The organism is Geotalea daltonii FRC-32 (genome assembly GCF_000022265.1).
GTDB lineage: Bacteria > Desulfobacterota > Desulfuromonadia > Geobacterales > Geobacteraceae > Geotalea > Geotalea daltonii.
Genome location: NC_011979.1, coordinates 3,628,977 through 3,645,496, shown reverse-complemented (window position 1 = coordinate 3,645,496; position 16,520 = coordinate 3,628,977). Strand labels below are relative to the sequence as shown.

Sequence of the window (16,520 nt, the reverse complement as noted above, 5' to 3'; positions counted from 1 at the left end):
AAACGCCGTCATGTCATAGGTGCTGCGGGCCAGGTATTCCAGAGCAGGGCCGATCTGGATGAGAACCTGGATCTGTCTTTCTGTTTGAACTGAGGAGAGTGATGGTTTTTGCGAAGAAATTTATCATTGTACTTCTAATATGCGTTTCAGCTTTGGCCGGTTGCGATGAGGAAGGATGGTCTCCGGCTGACCATGAGATCATGATCAAGTTCGATATGGGGTATTCCGGCAGTCTCGGTGCTCACAAAGGGAGTGAAAATAGTTTCGACTTATGTCTGAATTCCTTTGTAGAGCCATTATCCAACGTGAATATCAAAGTATCTCTGCCGCCGGAATTGAAGTTACTCGATGGTGATCTGCACTGGAAAGGGGATCTGCCTCCCAACGCAAAGCAGTGCCTTACCTTGCACGTCCGTTCCACAACCGATTGGAAGGAGTGGACCGCTCCGATTCACATGCATGCCGATTTTTTGTACAAAGGGAACAAGGTCGTGGGAGATTATAACCACTCCTACGAAAACTATCAGAAAAAACGCTATGGAGCAGTCTGGACCATGAACGGAAAACCTGTTGACAACAATTGAATCACAAGCTGCTTGTTAAGATGGTTTTGGCTTAAACGTCATCCTAAAGAACAGGATACCAAGGAGTTTAGTTAATGATTAAAAGCATTTTGCTGCTGATTTTAGTGCTACTGCCCCTTCCTGTGCTGGCGCAGGAAACCGCTCCGCTATCGCTTAAAACAATCAAGATCGTGAAGATATCAGCCCAGGACCGTTTGGCTACGGTCAAGTCTGCGGATGGCATACTTCACCTGCTAAAGATCGGTGACGAATTGGGAAAAGGGGCGAAAGTCTCTGATATTACCAAGGGAAAAATCGTCGTTGAGGAAACAACGGACCAAGGGGTGGAGACAGTTTTTCTGATCCTCGATAACGGCGTGCAGAGAATCGAAAAAATTCGCAAAACATCCGGTGAGCACCGGCCGCTAACGGCAACAGGGACCTTCAGCATCCCGGTTGAGGCCCAGCCGGTTAAATAGACACTGTCGTGGAGGGAACATGGACCCGCAACGCTCATTGATACTGTCGCACCGTCGGTTTGCCTTCGCAATGAAGGGCCTGATGCTCTTTTTGCTGTCGGCGATCGCTTTGCTCATTCCCCCTGACAACACCTTTGCAAACGATTTCAATGCCGTATGGCTGGGTGATTTCGGCAACGTGACCGCCATGGAGGTGACCGGGAATTATGACGCCAAAAACACCGATGGCACAGTCAATTCGGACGCCAGGGCGGTAATTGCCAGGGAGTTTTACAAGACCCACAAGGATGAGTACGACTTCCTGGTGATTGTCAGCAACTTCGACTTCAAGATGCCGGAGACAGAGGCGCGGGCCTTTTACATGGGGGTGAAGAACGATACCCGCGGCATCGGCGAGGAACTGTTCGACAATACGAGCTTATTCGGCAGCGGTGGCAGGCTCCAGGGGACGATCGACATGGGAAACCTGGCTTACATCGCTACCGACCCTTACAGCCCCGATTTCGAGAACACCTTCTATATCATGAACCACGAAATGATGCATCGGTGGGGGGCGCGGGTAAAATTCAAGGCTGCCGACGGCACTACCAGTAGCGCCCTTCTCGGTAAGGACGGCAGCCACTGGAGCTTTCTCCTAGATTCCCAAAGGTCTGTCCTCTACGGCAACACCTGGCATGATAACGGAGACGGGACATTTACCGCTCAAGAAGGGGGCAAATACTTCAGCCCGCTCGATCTCTACCTGATGGGTATTTACGACAAGTCGCGCGTTCCCCCCATTACGTTGATCGAAAATCCTGCGATCGATGCCAACCAGGTTCCAAAGCCCGGGACCACCATCAGCGGCATCCCCCGTTATGTCACCATAGACGATATCATTGCCGTAGAGGGTGAGCGGATACCGTCCGCTTCGCAGTCGCAAAAGAAGTTCAACATGGCGGTGATTTTTATTACCACCCCTGGGAGTTTCACGGGTGATGAGACCAATGCGCTGGAGAACCTGTTGCGGGGGGTGGCAACCAGATATTCAATCTTGACCGATGCTGCTGCGCTTTTGTCGGCAACGCCGGCGCCGATTGAAGAGGTGGCTGACAATCCGGGGCTTTTCCCGGAACAAGGTACCAAACGCACGGCAGCGGCAAATGTCGATGAAGGTGCTGCCTGGTTAGTGGCTGCACAGAAGGAGGACGGCAGTTGGGCCACCGATCTCCGGCTTACGGAAAGGGAGACCTCGGAAGCCGTGACCGTACTGAGGAATTTCGCCACCGGCACATCGGCGGCAGCCCGTGGTTTGCAGTGGCTGACTGCCAATGGCAACGGTAACACTGATTATCTCGCCACCAGAATTGCGGCGCTGGCGGATGCCGGACAGATTCCCGCAACACTACTTGCCGAACTGCTTGCTCGACAGAATGGGGATGGTGGTTGGGGAAGCGACAGAAACTATTCCAGTAATCCGGTCGATACCGCCCTGGCATTGAAGGCTCTCGTGGCTGCGCATACGACTGGGATCGCCGTTGAAAACGGCAAAACGTTCCTTATTGCCAGGCAGAATCCTGACGGCGGGTGGGGCTTCCATGCCGACGCGGCCAGTGCCGTCCTGGTAACGGCCCAGGTCTCGGCCACGCTGCAAAGACTGCCGTCCAACAGCCTCCTGGCGACAGTTATCAGGAAGGCGACCACATTCCTGTTGAGCCATCAGAACGTGGATGGAGGTTTCGGTAGTTCCCCTTCAACAGTATATGAAACGGCTCTCGCTTATGGCGCGTTGTCCGGAGATATCACGGATATGACGATTCTGGGCTTGGCGGCCAGCTACCTGTCCTCGACACAGTTGGAGGATGGATCATGGCTGCAGGACCCTTACACGACTGCACTGGCGGTGGAGGCATTATACAACTTCGCCAGGAGACCGCCGCCAACGCCCCCTACGACCAAAGGCACCATCACAGGAACGGTCACCGATGCCACTACCCATCAGGCTCTTGCCGGCGTGAGCGTTACGTTGGCAAGCGATCCCGCCATTACTGCAATGTCGACCTCTAATGGCTCTTTCACTCTTGCCGATGTCCCACAGGGTTCCCAGTCTATTGTCGTCTCGCTGAACGATTATGGGCAATTGACCCGCACGATGACGGTTACGGCGGGAGCCATTTCGGACCTTGGCCCCCTGGAGCTGGCGCCAAACCCTGTAACCGGCATTATCAAAGGAACTTTGACGGCCGCGGCAACAGGTCTTCCCCTATCGGGGGTGAGCGTGACTGTTACCGGCGCCTACCAGGGGAATGCAGTGACCGGTACCGATGGCGCATTCGTGATCGGGAATGTTTCCCCGGGAAGCGTCACCATTTCAGCCTCCAAGACGGGATATGAGCAGGTTGCCACTACCGGGACCGTGGTGGCCGGACAGGTTCTCTTTTTCAATCCGCAGATGAAGACGCCGGTTTCCGTGCCATTGGTCGGTTCAGTGACTGGTAAGGTATTCGATGCAGCAACGAAACAGCCCCTGTCGGGTGCCTTTGTGGCACTGCAAGCCGATCCGGGGATCACTGCGACCACCGATCCTACCGGCACGTTTACCTTGTCGGGCATACCGCAAGGTGGCCAGAAGCTCAATTTTACCCTCTCGGGTTATGCCCCCACCAGTGCGGCGGTGGGCGTTGTGGGGGGATCTACCGTAAATCTGGGAGTGGTGACTCTTTCGCTAACCCCGACCGCCAGCACGGTTAAAGGGGTACTGGTCGACGGCTCCACCGACCAGCCGCTACCAGGGGTAGTAGTAACCATGACCGGCGTTTTCAGCGGCACTACGGTTACGGGAGCCGATGGCAGCTTTGCGGTGTCGGGTGTTTCACCTGGTGCGCTGACCGTAACCGGGGCGAAGAGTGGCTTTTATCCTGCATCCATGACCGGGGTTGTGCCTGTTGGCGGCGTGTTATACCTGAACGCCCGCTTGACCGCGATTCCACCGCAACCGACTACCGGGACCGTGACCGGAAAAGTGGTTGATGCAGCAAGCAAACTGCCGCTGACTGGCGCTGTTGTGACTCTTGGCAGCAATGGCTCGATCAAAGCGACCACCGACGCTTCAGGTAGTTTTACTCTCACGGCCATACCGGCTGGGAGTCAGCAGCTGGAGGTGACCTTAACCGGGTATGCTTCAGGGACCGCAGCCGTAGAGGTGGCAGCCGGAGCTCTGCTCAATCTCGGGGATCTGCCGCTCTCTCTGAATCCGACGTCGGCCGTTATAAAAGGCACCATCACCAATGCCGCCGATGGGCAAGCGCTGGCAGGAGTGACCGTTGCCGTTACCGGCTCCTTCAATGGCACAGCCATAACCGGTGCTGACGGGACTTACCTCTTTCCGGAGGTCACTCCCGGAAGCGTGACTGTTACTGCATCTAAAGCCGGATATTTCCAGGCTACAGGGAGTGGATCGATTTCCGCAGGTGGCTTGCTGCTGTTCACTCCGCAGCTGGTCCTGATACCGCCTCAGCCGGACACAGGTACCATAACCGGCAGGGTGGTGGACGCCACCACGAAGGAAGCGTTAAGTGGGGTCGTGCTGACCCTGCAAAATGATTCGGCTGTCCGTACCGTAACAGATGCCACCGGCAGTTTCCTGTTGAGCAATATCCCGGTCGGTGACCAGGCTGTGGATTTTTCCCTGCCGGGATATTCGGCGGCTGTCGCAAAGATCACCAGCACAGCCGGTTTTTCCCTGGATCTCGGCACGCTCCCTCTCTCTTCCAACCCGACCACCGGCGTGCTGAAAGTGACGGTGTCCGATGCGGCAACCGGCAAGGCGATTGAAGGGGCGACCATCACGGTCGACGGAGCCGGCCTGACAGGCATTTCAGGAACCGATGGCAGCTTCCTCTTTCCGGAACTTATTACAGGAGACCGGACCCTGAGTGTAGTCAAGAACGGCTACTATCCCACGACAGGTACGGTAACTCTCATGGCAGGATGGATTCTGTCTCTGAACACTCAACTGCAGGCGATACCAGCCCAGCCAACTACCGGCACTCTCATTGGACGAGTGGTGGATGCGGTCGATAGTCATCCCTTGAGCGGCGTCACCGTGACCTTGGCCGGTGATCCCCCGGTCGTGGTGAACACCGACAGCGCAGGCGGCTTCTCGCTACCGGACGTTACTCCCGGTAGCCATACCGTTGATTTCAGCCTCTCCGGGTACATGACGAGCCGCGTGACCCTCGACATGATCGCCGGCGTGATCCTCGATCTCGGCAGCCTGCCACTTGCCTCCAGCGCTACCACCGGATTCATCAAGGGTGTCGTCACCGACGGGTCTACCAATCTGCCGCTTTCGGGGGCAACAGTCACAGTCAGCGGCTCCTTTAGCGGGAGCACCGTCACTCAGGCAGACGGCTCCTATGCCTTTTCCCAGGCAACACCTGGTCCTGTGTTCATTGCCATTACCAAAGCGGGATATTACCCGCAGACGGGGACCGGCACGGTGCAGGCAGGAGGGATGCTGGTCAGCAATGGGGCCTTGAAGGAATTGCCCCCTGCAGGCAGCACAGGGGAATTCACCGGTGTTGTGGTAGATGCCATGACCAATCTTCCCATCCCCGGTGCGACCATCACTGTGGTTGGGGAAATCTCGGTGAATACCGATGCGGATGGGGTCTTTCATGCCAGCCGTGTTGTCCCCGGCGCACGCTATGTGACCATTTCCGCAGCTGATCATGTCAGCCTGAATTACACTGTCATCGTAGTGGAAGGGATAACTACCAACATCCAGACCGTCTACCTTACCCCCCTGCTGGAGAGTTCGGCTGTAGCCGGTGTGGTCAGCGACCTTTTGACCGGCAACCCGATTGAAGGCGCCGAGGTGACGGTGGCGGGTACCAGCCTCTCTGCCAGAACCGACAGTAACGGCGCCTACAGCATCTCCGGTATTACGCTGCTGGACTTCTCATTGAGAGCCGGCGTCACCGGGTACGACTCCCTGTTGCAAAGCGTCTCCTCGGCAGCCAACGGATTCTACCGGGTGAACTTCCCCCTGAACCCCAGCCAGGCGAGCTCCTTGTCCATAGCTTCGCTCAAAACGGATAGTCAGAGCTATCCCGCGTACTCAGCGGTCTCCATACAGGCGGAAGTTCTTAACATGGGCACCCTGGCAATCGCTGGCACCGTGAGCGTGACCATACTCGATGCCGACGGGCAGGTAACGGATAATTTGCTGGCAACGGCCGCCGATGACAACGGGGTGCAGAATTCCCTGATATGGTTCGAACCGGGGGTTCCGAAGGTGATCACTATCCCATGGGAGACCGGCAACCGACAACCGGGCATTTATCGGGCGGTGCTGAAAGTCACCGAAGGGGAAACGGGCATAAGCTTCGGGACGGTGGTTGCCGCCAAAGGCGCGACTCTCTTCACGGTGGCTCCGACCCAGGCGGTGGCAAGCCTGACCCTGACGCCGCTGCCGCGTTTTGCAAACTTTAACGCAACCGAGCAGATAGCATTACTGGCAAGCTTGGTGAACCGCTCGAACGTCCCCATCGAGCTGGCAGTCGCCTACCAGTGGCTGAGCCCAAGCGGAGGCGTGCTGCACAGCGGCACCGGAACCATTTCGGTACTGCCCGGCGAAGGGAGTAAATCCCTGCAGCTGGAAACCTTCCCCTTTACCTTCACGCAGAGCGGTGTGCATCCCGTACAGGTGACGCTGCAAAGCGGACCGATGCCTGCGGTTTTTACCGGAGAAGCCGTTACGGTGGCACCGGGCACCCACATTGAACCGACACAGCAGTTGACGCCTGCAAAGGTGACCCCTGACGGCGACAAGCGTCTGCGTATAAACATCCATCTGAAGGGGGAGGTGCTGAAATGAGAGCCACTCAACATACATTGAAATTTCTTTTCAGCGCGTTTTTTGCCCTGCTGTTGACGATGCCGGTGGCATCACGGGCGGCTTCCGACAGCTCAGGCAAAGACTTCTATTTCGCCTTTCAGGAAAACTACACCAATACCTCCAACCTTGCTCTGTTCATAACCGGCAAGGAGGATACTCAGGGTGTCGTTGAAATAGCGGGCATAAATTTCAGTACCACCTTCACCGTTGTGGCAAACCAGGTTACCACCATCAGCATTCCAGAATCAGCGCAACGGTTGGGAAGCAACGTGGTTGCTAGGCTGGGTATCCACGTGACGGCGCAAAAGGAAGTGACCATATACGCCCTCAATCAAAGGACTGCTTCAACCGATGCCTTCCTGGCTCTTCCGACCGACATTCTGGGGCTGGAGTATATAGCCATGAGCTATAACGGCTTAAACATACAGTATGAGCCGTCTCAGGTTGCGGTTGTTGGGGCGTATGATAATACCGAAGTCACCATCACTCCCTCGAATGCGGCCGACGGCAGGGCGGCAGGGGTCCCGTACACCATCCGGCTCAATCGCGGCGACACCTATGAGGTTCGCGGCTCCGGCACCGCAGACCTGACCGGAACCATTGTGACCGCGACGGCACCGGTGTCGGTCATGAGCGGTGTGCAATGCGTCAACGTTCCGGTGGGTTATTGGGCCTGTGACCACATTGTGGAAATGATGCCTCCGGTCGCCACCTGGGGAAAATCGTTCCTGACGGTTCCCCTGGCGACGCGTTTGAAGGGTGATCCCTACAGGATCCTTGCTTCCCAAGATGACACCAAGGTGTACATCAATGGCGCCTTGGCTGCGACGATCAACCGCGGGAGATTTTTCGAGAAAATCTTGACTGCTCGCTCCCAAATCGAGGCCAGTGCGCCGGTACTGGTGTCCCAATACTCTGCGGGACAGGATTTCGATGGTGTGGTCTCGGACCCTTTCATGATGCTCATTCCACCGACTGAGCAGTTCTTGAACCAGTACACCTTCAGCACTCCGTCCGGCGGGTTCAGCAGGAATTATGTCAATGTCGTGGTCCCGACCTCGTCGGTGTCGTCTCTGCTGCTTGACGGCACACCGGTCAATGCCGCGCTGTTTTCCCCGGTCGGCTCCAGCGGATTCAGCGGCGGGCAGGTTCCCATCAGCCTCGGGTCTCATACCATCACAGGGAGTGTCCCCTTCGGCATCTATGTCTACGGTTTCGGCAGTTACGATTCCTATGGGTATCCCGGAGGGATGGCCTACGAGTTCATCAATCCCATGGGGGATACCTACGCGCCAAATGTCAGACTGAACCAGATAAACGACACTATCTGGGGGACCGCTACCGATAGCGAGGATATCAATGCCAACGGTGTGCTCGATGCGGGAGAGGACCTGAACGGCAACGGCGTGGTCGATCGTCGCAGTGAAGACGTGAATGGTAACGGCAAGCTGGATGCCGGAGAAGATCTTAACGGCAACGGATACCTGGACCGTGATACCGGTGTCTTCAAAATTGAGCTGGAGCCGGGGGCGAACAACCTCAAATTGACCACTCTTGCCTTTGTGCCGGGTGCACTGTCGGTTGGCTTCAGTGTGACCTTGATAGATTCGGCTCTGCCGGGAAGCGGCTTGCTCCGGGTAACGGACGGCGTCGGCAATGAAGTGCTCTCACCCATCACCTTGTCGCTGGTACCGACCTTGACCGCTGTCCGGATTATCGATACCGTTTCGACCAAGGATATCCAGGTTGATACCAACTCGTTCACCAAAGCCCCCTACAGCGTGACGAACCTCGAAGACACCACGGTGATCGAATGGCGATATGACAGCTTTCCTGCCGATCTGTCGACCGATATCGCCTTCGACGTCATCCTGAAAAATCCTGTCCCCGGCGAGCAACGGTTGGTGACCCATAAGGTGGAACTGCTGTACAACGCCGTGAACGGTCAGCCGGTCCGCACCGAGTTAGGCTCCCTTTTGGCCCAGGTGCTGACATCAGCTTTCGAAACTGCAATTGCGACGGACAAACCGTCTTATGGTCCCAATGCAGATGCGCTGGTCAGTGCAACCGTGAAAAACGTGGGGCAGTACCAGCGTTCAGTCGACGTCAAAATCCTTATAGAGGACGCAATGGGGAATGTCCTGGGGCAGGAAACCCGCCCGGCCGTCCCCTTCGCCGTCGGCACCCCGCAAAGCTTTACCGTAACCTACAATACCGGGACCAGCTACCCGGGTGACTACAGGGCTCATCTGCTTCTTCTCGACAACGGCAAACAGGTAGGAGAATCCTTCGCCCCCTTTAAAGTGACTCCGGAGAGAAGCGCCACATCTAACATCAGCAGCGACAAGGCCGCGTATGTCTCCTATCAACCGGTGGTTATAACTTCCACCATTCGGAGTACGAGCCCTAACTACGTACTGCAAGATCTTACTGCGCGCGTAACCGTTACCGACAGCGCCGGTAACAAGGTCTTTTCCGATGATAAAGTGATCAAGACGCTGCTGCAGGGGCAGAGCACCGACCTGAGGAGCGACTGGAACAGCGGCTCCCATGCCAAAGGGAAATATATGGCACAGCTTGAGGTGAGTGACGCCTCCGGCCTGCTCACCACTTCCTCCACCGCATTCGACATCCTGGGTACATCCGCAACCGGGGTAGGGGTCAGCGGCACCATAACCGCCCAGCCAAGTCCGGTATATCAGGGGCTAGAGGAGAAAATCGCCTATACGGTGACCAATACTGGTAATGAAGATCTGTTCAATCTTGCACTAAGCATAGTCATTGCCGATGCTGTCACCATGGAGGTGAAACAAACCCTGCCTGCGTCCATTACGCTGCCGATGGGGGCAACCAGTGCCGATAACCTGACCGTTTCCACTGCCGGGCTCAACGTCGGCACCTACGCAGCCTTCCTGAAAGCAACCCTTTCAGGGAGCTCTCAAACCAAGACTCTGGCCCGCGCCAATTTCGAAGTGGTCGTTCCCGTTAAGCCTAAACTTGAGGTGACGAAAGCTGTTTCGGGTATCGGCAACGTACTTGTATGGCTCGACTACCCCTGGACAAGCGGCCAGAACTGTCCTGAGCGGCCACCTGTGGAGCGGGCGCTCCGCGAGGCCGGGGTGCTTTATACCATCGTAACCGACAAGAAAGATTTCGAACGTGAAATCCGCAATCAAATCTATACTGATTACCTCATCCTTGGCGATCAGCTTCCCACCGAGGACCACTTCTCTGAAGAATTGCGAGAGCAAGTAAATCGCGGGAAAGGGCTGATCTCCTCGCCGTTTACCAGGAACAATCTGAACGAGGCGATGTTTGGCATCAAGACCATAGGAGTAGCTTCGGGAAGCGATTACCTTGTGGAATTAGCGTCAAGTCCGATCTCCGCTGCCGGCAGCCTGCAGTCCTATGGCCGGTCGATCAAGGTGGAAGCGGTCAATCCTGCTGAGGTTGTCGGGTGGATCACCGAGGTTAGCAACAACAAACCGACCAGGTATCCGGCTGTGATCGTGCGACAGTATGGCTTGGGCAATGTGGTGTTCCTTGGCTTCGACCTGGGCATGACCAGTCGCAACTATGATGCCTTTGCCCAGCTCCTGACCAATGCTTTCCGCCATATCCATCAGCCGGCTTCAACCGTCTCTTACGGACCGGGGCAGATGGTTCCGGTTGAACTCACGGTAAAAAGCCTGGCTGACGAATTCAGCCTGAAGATCAGCGAGTCGTACCCTGCCGGTGTGAGATTGTTCGATCCGGCGTCGGGTCAATGGATTACTGATAACCCATGGGTTTACAATCTCATGCTGATGCCGGACGAGAAGAAGACCATGCTCTATTACGCTCAGTTGCCGGTTGAGAAGGGGGAGTATACCCTTGAAAGCAGCATCAGTTATTCCGTTGACGGTATCTGGGATGAGACTGGACGTTATGCGGTTGCGCCGGCAATATCCAGTGATACGGCAGAGTCAATTGATATAGTAAGAATGCAGCTTGCCAACCTTTATCCGCTTACCAATGAAGAAAATGCAAATGTTGCAACAGCACTAACAGCAATGAGTAAGGTAACGATACAGGCCTCGTACACCGTTATCGAATTAGATGCAATAATTCACGAGTTGCTTAAAGCGATCGGTGCAATGGTGGATATTCATACTGTTGATACCGCCCCTATAAGGAGGGAGCTGGACAAGCTGCTGGTAAGCTTTTCAGGCAGGTGGTATCAGAAGCAGTAGTACCGTATGGAAATGGATCTACAGGAAAGCCGGTTCATACCAGAACCGGCTTTCTTTGTAACTAGCTGTGTTGTCAAGCTAAACGTTGTGGTACTACTGGTTTTGTGATTCCATATTTAAAAGCAAGATCGACTTACCGACTTTCTCAATAACATACCATGCATGCAACGTCTTGACGCTATGACGTTACAATGCTACGAATACTTGTTGTTTTTTGCGTATTGAATTCTGCTGCATGTGATGTATAAAGGGTGAAATCGCCGCCTGATCTAAATGTATTGTGAATGAGGGAAGGGACGTAATGGCTGAAGGCATATTCAAAGCATCATTCAACCGAAGGCACTGGTTCCTCCTGCTGATTGCCTCCCTGTGTCTTTCTGCATGCTCCACAACCCCGTCTCCCTGGCGGGACGACGCCGTTAACGCCTTACACGCTGCCCGCCAGGAAAGTGCCGATAAGCACCTGCCCACTGAATTCGAGAGTGTCCATATCGCCTTTTCCCAGGCCGAACTCCTGTTGCAGCAGGGAAAGGATGAAGAGGCCGACCGGTTTTACCAGCTGACCGTCATCAAGGGGAGGATGCTGCATAAAAATGTCATTGCAAAAACTGCCCAGCTTCTCCATGGGGCGGGCGAAGCAAACAGGGCTTCCCTGGAACGGGCACGGGAGCGTGCAATTCTGCAAGCCAAAGAACAGGCGGCCCTGGCAAACGAAGAGATCCTTTCCCTTCGCCCGGCCGAGCCAGCTGCCAGGCCGGCCGGCTCGCCGGAAAAGGCCAATCGCAAGGGGGCCAAACGGACCCTTTATCTTACCTTCGATGACGGGCCCTCGCCGCTCACCCTCACCATCGCCCGATATCTCAAGTCCGAAGGGATTAACGCTACCTTTTTTGCCGTGGGGCGGAATATCAAGGGACACGAACAGCTTGTGAAAGATACCATCGGCAATGGCCATACGGTCGCCAACCATACCTTTACCCATGATGCCAGAAGGTTATCCGCCAGCCCATCGGCCCTCAACGGCGAAATTGCAAGAACAGCGGCACTCCTGGACCAGCTTGGAGGAGACGGACTTCTGGTCCGCATTCCGTACGGGTCGAACACCATCCGGCGCCGAATCTCCCAAATCAGCGATCCGTCGGTACAGATTATCGATTGGGACGTAGACAGCAACGATACCAGGCCGGAAGGGCTGGGTAATCATGCATTCATTGCCAGAAGCGTGCTGAACCAGTTGAAGAACCGGCATCGGGAAAATATCGTCATACTGTTCCACGACGGAGCGGGGCACCAGGAAACCCTGGCGGCGCTGAAGGAACTGGTGCCGAGGCTCAAGCGGGAAGGGTATCGTTTTGCCGGGCTTTCCAGGGAATCGCAGGTAGCCTGGGTGAGGAAACCGCAAGGGACAGGGCTGGTTGCGGCTACGAAGAGCGACAGGCGGCCGAAGGTGCGGTTGTAGTGAGGAGTATGGAGAATCCATGAAGGATTTGCTGATCTCCCTGCAGGCGCTTTTCCCAACCGACTGCCATGAACATATTTATGTGGTAGGGGGGAGTGTCCGTGACTTCCTACTCGGCAAGGAGAGCGAAGATATCGACCTGGTGGCGGCGCTTCCCGATGAAACGCTCCGTAGCTGCGGGTTTTACCCGATCACGGGCAAGACGACCGTCCCCATCTGGTTCCAGTGCCACCCTGAACTGGGGAAGATCGAGATCATTCAGCTCAGGGAAGAGTCCCTCATTGAGGACCTGCGCCGCCGTGACTTCACCATCAACGCTATTGCCATGCATCTTTCCGGTATGCTATACGATCCCCTTGACGGGAGCCGCCACTTGCGGGAAGGCCTTTTGCAGGCCTGTACCGACAATACTTTTGCCGACGACCCCTTGAGGATCTTCAGGGCCTTCCGTTTCGAGGCGGACGGCTGGCAGATGACAACCGGGTCCAAGGCGCTGATCCTGGGTAGGGACTGGACTGCCAGGCTCGGCCATATCCCGGTGGAACGATTCAGCCGGGAAATGCTCAAGGCCCTCGGCGGCAAGGAGCCGGGGATATTCTTTCAGCGGATGCTGGCGTGCCGGGTGGGCAAGGAGTGGCTGCCCGAGCTGTTCTCCATGACGAAAGTCCCGGCCGGCCCCCTGGAGCATCATCCAGAGGGAGACCTGTTCACCCACTCCCTGCAGGTGCTGCAACGGACCGCAGCGGTGACCGGCGACCCGCTGGCCCGCTTCTGTGCTTTTTTTCACGATATCGGCAAGCTGGCCACCGGTCCTGACCTGTATCCCAGGCATCATGGCCACGAAGAGGCAGGATTCCATATGGGACACCGTCTGGGCAGGCGTCTGTGTCTGCCTGCCAGTTACATGAAGGCTCTTTCCTGGACAAGCCGGCTCCATATGCATCTGAACAAATGGGCTGAGCTGCGCTCTTCTACCAGGATCAGGAGTGCGGAACAGGCCGCCAAGGCGGGTATTGCCTCGATCTTGCCGGTGATCGCCGGGGCCGACAAGCCGGAGAACACCATACCCCTCGGCTGGGAAACAGCGGTGAAAGTTGCCGCCATGACTACGGCGGAACTGGGGATCGAGATAGAGCGGCTTTGTGCCATTCCGGCAGAAAAGCGTGCCGACTTCATTTTGCAAAAGCGTGTGGAGATGCTCAGGATGCTGGAAGGGAAAAAATATCCATGATTGCCCTGGCAGCATTGTTTTGTTATGCTGCGCCGTAACCTGTAAACATAGTAAAGGAGAAGGTATCATGGCACACTTGACCGTCGTGGCAAAGGTAGTGGCAAAAAAGGAATCCATCGAGGCATTGAAGGCGGAGCTGTTCAAACTGATCCCACCCACCCGGAAAGAGGAAGGATGCATCGAGTACCGGCTGCACCAGGATAACCATGACCCGGCCATCTTTATTTTCTACGAAAACTGGCAGAACAAGGATGCCCTGGACCGGCACATGGCATCGCCTCATTTCACCGCTTATGTGAAGGCTACCGAAACCCTGATGGCGGATAAAGCCGTGAATCTCATGACCGGCGTAGAATAAAACCCATCGACTGCGGTTGCAGACCCAGGCCGCCTCTGGAAAAATATTTTAATATTTATTTTTATTAGCTTGACTCCGTACAAACAATGCTGTTATGGTGACTTCGGTCCGGAATATGCCGGATAATATCAAGCAGTAAAGAAATCGGAGAAAAGTAACGAATGGTAAACGGAACAGTAAAATGGTTTAATGACAGCAAAGGTTTTGGATTTCTCGAGCAGGAAAACGGCGAAGATGTATTTTGCCACTTTTCCGCCATCAGCGGCGAAGGATTCAAATCCCTTGCTGAGGGGGATAGGGTTCAGTTTGAGGTCACCAAGGGTCCGAAAGGGCTTCAGGCCGCGAATGTAACCAGAATTTGAAGCAAGTAGTACTTCGTCAACGCAAAAAAAGCCTCGGAGAAATCCGCGGCTTTTTTTTTGAAAAAAGGATCTTATGAATTTTCAGTTATTTAATTTTCACCCACTTATCTCGGCCGCAGTGAAGGAAGCAGGCTATGTGACGCCGACACCGATTCAGACCCAGGCAATTCCTCCTGTTATGGATGGAAAGGATGTCATGGGCCTGGCCCAGACCGGCACCGGAAAAACAGCCGCGTTCGTTCTGCCAATCCTGCAAAGGCTGATGGAGGGACCGAGGGGCAGGGTGCGCGCCCTGATTATCGCACCGACCAGGGAGCTGGCCGAGCAGATTCACGAGGCCATTACGGTGCTCGGACAGCAGACCCGCCTTAAGAGCGCCACCGTCTATGGCGGCGTTAACATCAATCCGCAGATACAGAAGCTGAGAAATGGCGTGGAAATCGTCGTTGCCTGTCCGGGACGCCTCCTGGACCACATGGGCCAAAGGACCATCGATCTATCCCATCTGGAAGTGCTGGTCCTGGATGAGGCCGACCAGATGTTCGACATGGGATTTCTTCCCGACATCCGCCGCATCCTAGGACAATTGCCGAAAAAGCGCCAGACGTTGCTCTTTTCGGCAACCATGCCTCCGGATATCAAACGCCTGGCCGGAGAAATTTTGCACAACCCGGTTACGGTGCAGGTGGGATCCACCGCTCCGCCGGTTACGGTGAATCATGCAATCTATCCGGTTTCCCAACACCTCAAGACCCCTCTGCTCCTGGAACTGCTGCGCCACACCGACAAGCAGTCGGTGCTGGTCTTCACCAAAACAAAACACCGCGCCAAGCGTGTCGGCGAGCAGCTGGAAAAAGCCGGTTACCGGGCCGCTTCCCTCCAGGGAAATCTTTCCCAGAACAGGCGTCAGGCCGCATTGGATGGCTTTCGTGACGGCTCGTTCCAGATCCTGGTAGCAACCGATATCGCAGCCCGGGGCATCGACGTGACACAGATATCCCACGTGGTGAATTACGACATTACCGATAAGGCGGAGACCTACATCCATCGTATCGGCCGTACCGGTCGTGCATCAAGAAGCGGCGACGCCTTTACCCTGGTAACTGCCGAGGATACGGCAATGGTGCGCACCATCGAGAAGGCCCTTGGCGCCCCTTTGGAACGGCGCACGGTCGAGGGCTTCGATTACAATGTCCCGGCACCGCACCGCGACGCTGAATTCGCACGCCCCCCCAGAACGCCCCAAGTCCGCAAACAGCCCAAGGCAAAGCCAGCCGCAAATAAAAGCGCGGCTCCTGCCAAAGGCGGCCAGCCTGCAAAACAGGTGGCAGCGGGCCATCCGGGTAAGGAAGCTCGCCCTGGTGCTTCACGGCAACGGGTACATCGCTCGCGGCGCGCCCAGTGACGTAGCTCTTGTTGAATTCCCCATTACGTGATATTTTCCCACCAATGAAAATCACCCTGTTGACCCATTTCAAGGAATTCGATAAGCGCTCCAATACCGGCCGTCTGGTGCTGGAAATCATGGGGGATGCGGCCGAGCAGGTGCGCTGGGACCGCATGAATCCCCCTGCCGGGCTGGTGGAAGAGATCGAGTCCGGCGGGGTGGCGCTTGTCTATCCTGGACCTGCTGACGAAAGCGAAGAAATCAACGGCAATCTGTCGCACATCACCCACTTTATCCTCATCGACGGCACCTGGCACGAGGCCCGCAAGATTCACCAGCGCAGCCCCTATCTGCGAAAGGCCCACCGGGTCAGCCTCAAGCCGGCCGGCATGTCCCGCTACAACCTGCGAAAAAACCAGAAAGAGGCCTGCCTGTGTACGGCCGAATGCGTCATCGAGATACTGCGGAGCACGGGGCGGATTGAGCAGGCCGAGCAGCTGCAGGAGCGTTTTCTCTCTTTCATCAGGCCGCCGGGTGCCATGCGCGGGGCGGCGGTTGGGCAGTAGCA

At 55.8% G+C, this 16,520-nt stretch carries 10 protein-coding genes; all 10 read left to right on the top strand.

What is annotated here, in order from left to right:
- Window positions 1–101: 101 nt before the first annotated feature.
- Window positions 102–584, top strand: coding sequence for a hypothetical protein (locus tag GEOB_RS16445; protein ID WP_012648382.1), 483 nt, complete (start codon window positions 102–104; stop codon window positions 582–584).
- 74 nt (window positions 585–658) lie between these two features.
- Complete coding sequence (locus GEOB_RS16440; RefSeq protein ID WP_012648381.1) at window positions 659–1,042, top strand: hypothetical protein; 384 nt, start codon at window positions 659–661, stop codon at window positions 1,040–1,042.
- A gap of 19 nt (window positions 1,043–1,061) precedes the next feature.
- Window positions 1,062–6,902: a carboxypeptidase regulatory-like domain-containing protein gene (locus GEOB_RS16435; protein WP_012648380.1), complete on the top strand. Its 5,841-nt coding sequence runs from the start codon at window positions 1,062–1,064 to the stop codon at window positions 6,900–6,902.
- The gene (locus GEOB_RS19485; RefSeq protein ID WP_012648379.1) at window positions 6,899–11,155 is read left to right on the top strand and encodes an IgGFc-binding protein; all 4,257 of its coding nucleotides are present in this window, start codon (window positions 6,899–6,901) and stop codon (window positions 11,153–11,155) included. Before GEOB_RS16435 ends, GEOB_RS19485 begins: the two co-directional genes overlap by 4 nt.
- 301 nt (window positions 11,156–11,456) lie before the next feature.
- A complete protein-coding gene (locus GEOB_RS16425) occupies window positions 11,457–12,614 on the top strand; it encodes a polysaccharide deacetylase family protein (RefSeq protein ID WP_012648378.1) in 1,158 nt (385 codons plus the stop codon).
- Window positions 12,615–12,633: 19 nt separating this feature from the next.
- Window positions 12,634–13,845, top strand: a complete 1,212-nt coding sequence (locus GEOB_RS16420; protein ID WP_012648377.1) for an HD domain-containing protein — start codon at window positions 12,634–12,636, stop codon at window positions 13,843–13,845.
- Window positions 13,846–13,912: 67 nt separating this feature from the next.
- Window positions 13,913–14,203, top strand: a complete 291-nt coding sequence (locus tag GEOB_RS16415) for a putative quinol monooxygenase (protein WP_012648376.1) — start codon at window positions 13,913–13,915, stop codon at window positions 14,201–14,203.
- Window positions 14,204–14,364: 161 nt separating this feature from the next.
- Entirely contained in the window at window positions 14,365–14,565 is a 201-nt protein-coding gene (locus GEOB_RS16410) for a cold-shock protein (RefSeq protein ID WP_012648375.1), read from the top strand.
- 73 nt (window positions 14,566–14,638) lie between these two features.
- Window positions 14,639–15,970: a DEAD/DEAH box helicase gene (locus GEOB_RS16405; protein WP_012648374.1), complete on the top strand. Its 1,332-nt coding sequence runs from the start codon at window positions 14,639–14,641 to the stop codon at window positions 15,968–15,970.
- Between the two features lie 44 nt (window positions 15,971–16,014).
- The gene (locus tag GEOB_RS16400) at window positions 16,015–16,518 is read left to right on the top strand and encodes a tRNA-uridine aminocarboxypropyltransferase (RefSeq protein WP_012648373.1); all 504 of its coding nucleotides are present in this window, start codon (window positions 16,015–16,017) and stop codon (window positions 16,516–16,518) included.
- Window positions 16,519–16,520 lie beyond the last annotated feature (2 nt).

Coding starts and splice junctions, on each gene's coding strand:
- GEOB_RS16445 (WP_012648382.1), top strand. CDS start 102: ATGGTTTTTGCGAAGAAATTTATCATTGTACTTCTAATATGCGTTTCA.
- GEOB_RS16440 (WP_012648381.1), top strand. CDS start 659: ATGATTAAAAGCATTTTGCTGCTGATTTTAGTGCTACTGCCCCTTCCT.
- GEOB_RS16435 (WP_012648380.1), top strand. CDS start 1,062: ATGGACCCGCAACGCTCATTGATACTGTCGCACCGTCGGTTTGCCTTC.
- GEOB_RS19485 (WP_012648379.1), top strand. CDS start 6,899: ATGAGAGCCACTCAACATACATTGAAATTTCTTTTCAGCGCGTTTTTT.
- GEOB_RS16425 (WP_012648378.1), top strand. CDS start 11,457: ATGGCTGAAGGCATATTCAAAGCATCATTCAACCGAAGGCACTGGTTC.
- GEOB_RS16420 (WP_012648377.1), top strand. CDS start 12,634: ATGAAGGATTTGCTGATCTCCCTGCAGGCGCTTTTCCCAACCGACTGC.
- GEOB_RS16415 (WP_012648376.1), top strand. CDS start 13,913: ATGGCACACTTGACCGTCGTGGCAAAGGTAGTGGCAAAAAAGGAATCC.
- GEOB_RS16410 (WP_012648375.1), top strand. CDS start 14,365: ATGGTAAACGGAACAGTAAAATGGTTTAATGACAGCAAAGGTTTTGGA.
- GEOB_RS16405 (WP_012648374.1), top strand. CDS start 14,639: ATGAATTTTCAGTTATTTAATTTTCACCCACTTATCTCGGCCGCAGTG.
- GEOB_RS16400 (WP_012648373.1), top strand. CDS start 16,015: ATGAAAATCACCCTGTTGACCCATTTCAAGGAATTCGATAAGCGCTCC.